We start from the raw sequence: 3070 nt of genomic DNA on the forward strand, positions 1-3070 counted from the left end.
TCGGGGCTAAATGCCACGCTATTAACTGAATCGCTATGACCTTGGAGAGTTTGTAACAGTTGCCCATTGCGATTCCACAGCTTTACCGTGTTGTCATAACTGGCAGAGGCAATGGTTTGACTGTCGGGGCTAAATGCCACGCTATTAACCCAATAGCTATGACCTTCTAGTCGGTTATGTTCGTTGACTCCATAAATTACCTGCTGGAGAGTGGCTACTGCCAAAATGCGGGTATCCGGTTCTAAACTTTTATTTAGTGTTTTGAGTTTTTTTCCTACCTTCAAACCTGCTACTAAAGCATCAAGTTCTAAATTTCCTGCCATCAGGTTTTGTGATTTGAGGCTATCGGCGAGAATTTCGGCATTTATCCCACGTTTATCCGCATCTGCTTTAGCGACAGTCGCTTCCTGTTCTTTTACCTTTGCAAAATCTCGTTGCTTTTCAGCGTCTGCCTGTCTGTAGTTAGCTAATTGTTGTGCAGTTTTTGTTTTATCAAGTGCGTTTGCTAACTCTTTTCCCCTTTCTTCAGCTAATTGTTGTGCAGACTTTGCTTGCTCCTCTCCTTTTTTAGCTCTTTCACTTTGCTGATTAGCAATGCGCTTTTGCTTTTCTGCCTCCTGGCGTTGTTCCTCTGCTTTTTGCTGCTGTGTTCGCGCTTTTCCAGCTTCTTGCGTTGCGTTATTGCGTTGTTCCTCTGCTTTTCGACGCTGTTGTTCTTCTTTATAGCGGGCATCTTGGGCAATCAGACGTTGGTCATTCACATACACAGCCACTCCTGTCGTCATTAAAACCGAAAATACTACCACTACCGCAGCCACATAAAGCAGTGCAGGTTTTAGACGCTCCCACCTATCCCGCAAGTTAAACGGTATATGTTTATTAATCCACTTGTCATCAAAGACTTGCCGATAGATTTGATTCCGTACCCGCAAAACATTATTCTCCCGCCGCACCACCCCCGATAGCTTCAAGTGAGATTTAGCTAAAGACTGCTCCTCATCTACAACCGCCCGCTTACCCCAGCGAATCTCGCGGTAAATAGTCAAAACCTCCGGGTCTGGTGAGCGTTTAGTCAGCATATCGCGGACAAACTGCAAGTTATTGTCTTGCTCACTCATTGCACCAAAAAATGTACTGGTCACTATTCTGTCTATATCTCTACTCCGGGGAGACGCGATTCATCGCGTCTCTACAACAGACTCCCGATTCTTTGTCAACAAGGCACCACAGAGACGCTGCGTTAAATATGGGTGTCCTGCCGTCCACTTCAACACACAGCGTAATATCTGGTTGGCTTCATCGCTGGGTAATCCCAATCCCTCAGCGAAGGGTAAAGCTTCCTCAAAGGTAAAATCAGTTAAATCCACACGCTGTCCAATATTAAATGGTGTGCGCTTGGCATCGCTGATTAAATCGCCCGGAGTCGCTACCCCCATTAAGACAAAAGAAAGCCGCCCAAATTCAGGGTTAGTAGCACGGGCAACATAGAGATAACGAATGGCGATAAAAAAATCATCGGTAAAATCCAGGCTGAGGGTAGAGTCAATTTCATCCACGAAAATCACAACTTGCCCCTCAACCTCAGCCAGCAAAACCCTCTCAAAAAACTGTGTCAGCCGTTGCGATACTCCCAGATGCTGGTGTTCTTGCCACCAACTCACCACATCTGTATCAAACATCAGTTGGTCTTCCAGTTTGACCAAAAAGCCAAAATACCACTGTTCGGCTGTGACATTTGCCCCCAATTCCTGAAGGTCAACAATTACCGAGCGAATTCCCTCGTCCATTAGAGTCTGCGCCGTGCGTACCATCAGGCTAGACTTACCCATTTGGCGCGGCGTAAGAACATAGGCGAATATTGCCGACCGACATAAACCGAGTAATTCCTCATCGGCTTGACGAGGAATGTAAATACCACCGCCAGCCTGTACCGTCCCGCCAACAGTGTAAATGGTTGGATTAGCCACGCAGATGCTCCCGGAAATAATCGGTGTAAAGTTGACAACGGGGAAACACTACACGCCCTTCCCGGCGCACTAAACCTGCACCCCGCAAGCGGAAAAAGATACGCTCATCTACACAGGTGTTCTGGTGAATTACTTGGAACATACCCTGAACCAACTCCTGTTTGTTATGCAGCCGGAAGAGGTGGTTACGCAAATGATTGCCAAAGGGGCCATTATCTGCGATCGCATTGGCAAATAATTCGGTAGGATGGAGGCGATCGCTAGCAACTAAGTAAAGTGCAAGCCTTACTAAATAAGGATGTCCACCTAACAACGCTATTAATTGCTTTTCTTCCCTGGCGTTGAAGGGTGAACCATGACGGCGGTTTAAATCAGCAACCTGTGCTGCTGTAAAATCTTCTAAATCAATTACTAGCCCAACATTAAAGGGGGATTGGTTGAGATTATCAATTAGCTGGTAGGGTTCGGTGGAAGTAACCAGCGCTAAATCCAGTTGCTTCCAGATGGGATTAGTGGCGCGGCTATTGTGCCAGCTTCGCAGCATTCCAAAGAAATCAGAGCGAAAATCTGTATCAAAGACTCTTTCCACTTCATCCATTGCTAAGACAATGGGGTTGCCAAACTCTTTCAGCAAATAGCGGCCGACATAGCGGGTGCAACGCTGACTATTACCCAAGGGCATATTCCAATACTCATCAACTTTGTCGGTCATTTCCAGTTCATCAGTTAACCAAGTACAGAACTGGCGAAAGAAAAGATCAGCATTAGTTAAAGCGGCTTTATCAAATAATTGGAAATCCAGCAAAGCAACCCGCTTAAGAGCATTCACAGCAGTATTAATTGTGCGGATTAACAGGGAACTTTTGCCCATTTGGCGGGGGCCTTTTATTGTAATTGTCACACCCTGCTGCTCAATAGTCTGCAAAGCAAGTGCATCAGATGAGCGTTCCACGTAAAAAGCAGATTGCGATTCCATTGTCCCTTCAGGCATTTCCAGGGAGACTGGCTGTGCTGAGGGAAAGGGATGGGGCTGACAGGTGTAGGTTTTTTACACAGGTGTGAGTATTCATTAGTATTGCTGTAAAGATAGGTATGAAACCAGG

The 3070-nt window shown here is 46.2% G+C and carries 1 protein-coding gene and 1 pseudogene; both read right to left on the bottom strand.

The window, feature by feature from the left end:
* Positions 1 to 1967, bottom strand: a pseudogene (locus ACEYW6_RS27925) (AAA-like domain-containing protein); the annotation flags it as partial.
* The gene (locus ACEYW6_RS27930; RefSeq protein ID WP_412982299.1) at positions 1960 to 2943 is read right to left on the bottom strand and encodes an AAA-like domain-containing protein; all 984 of its coding nucleotides are present in this window, start codon (positions 2941 to 2943) and stop codon (positions 1960 to 1962) included. The gene ACEYW6_RS27930 and the pseudogene ACEYW6_RS27925, both read right to left, overlap by 8 nt.
* Positions 2944 to 3070: the final 127 nt, after the last annotated feature.

Origin of the sequence: Nostoc sp. UIC 10607 (genome assembly GCF_047228265.1) — a bacterium.
In the GTDB taxonomy this organism is placed as follows: Bacteria; Cyanobacteriota; Cyanobacteriia; order Cyanobacteriales; family Nostocaceae; genus Nostoc; species Nostoc foliaceum_A.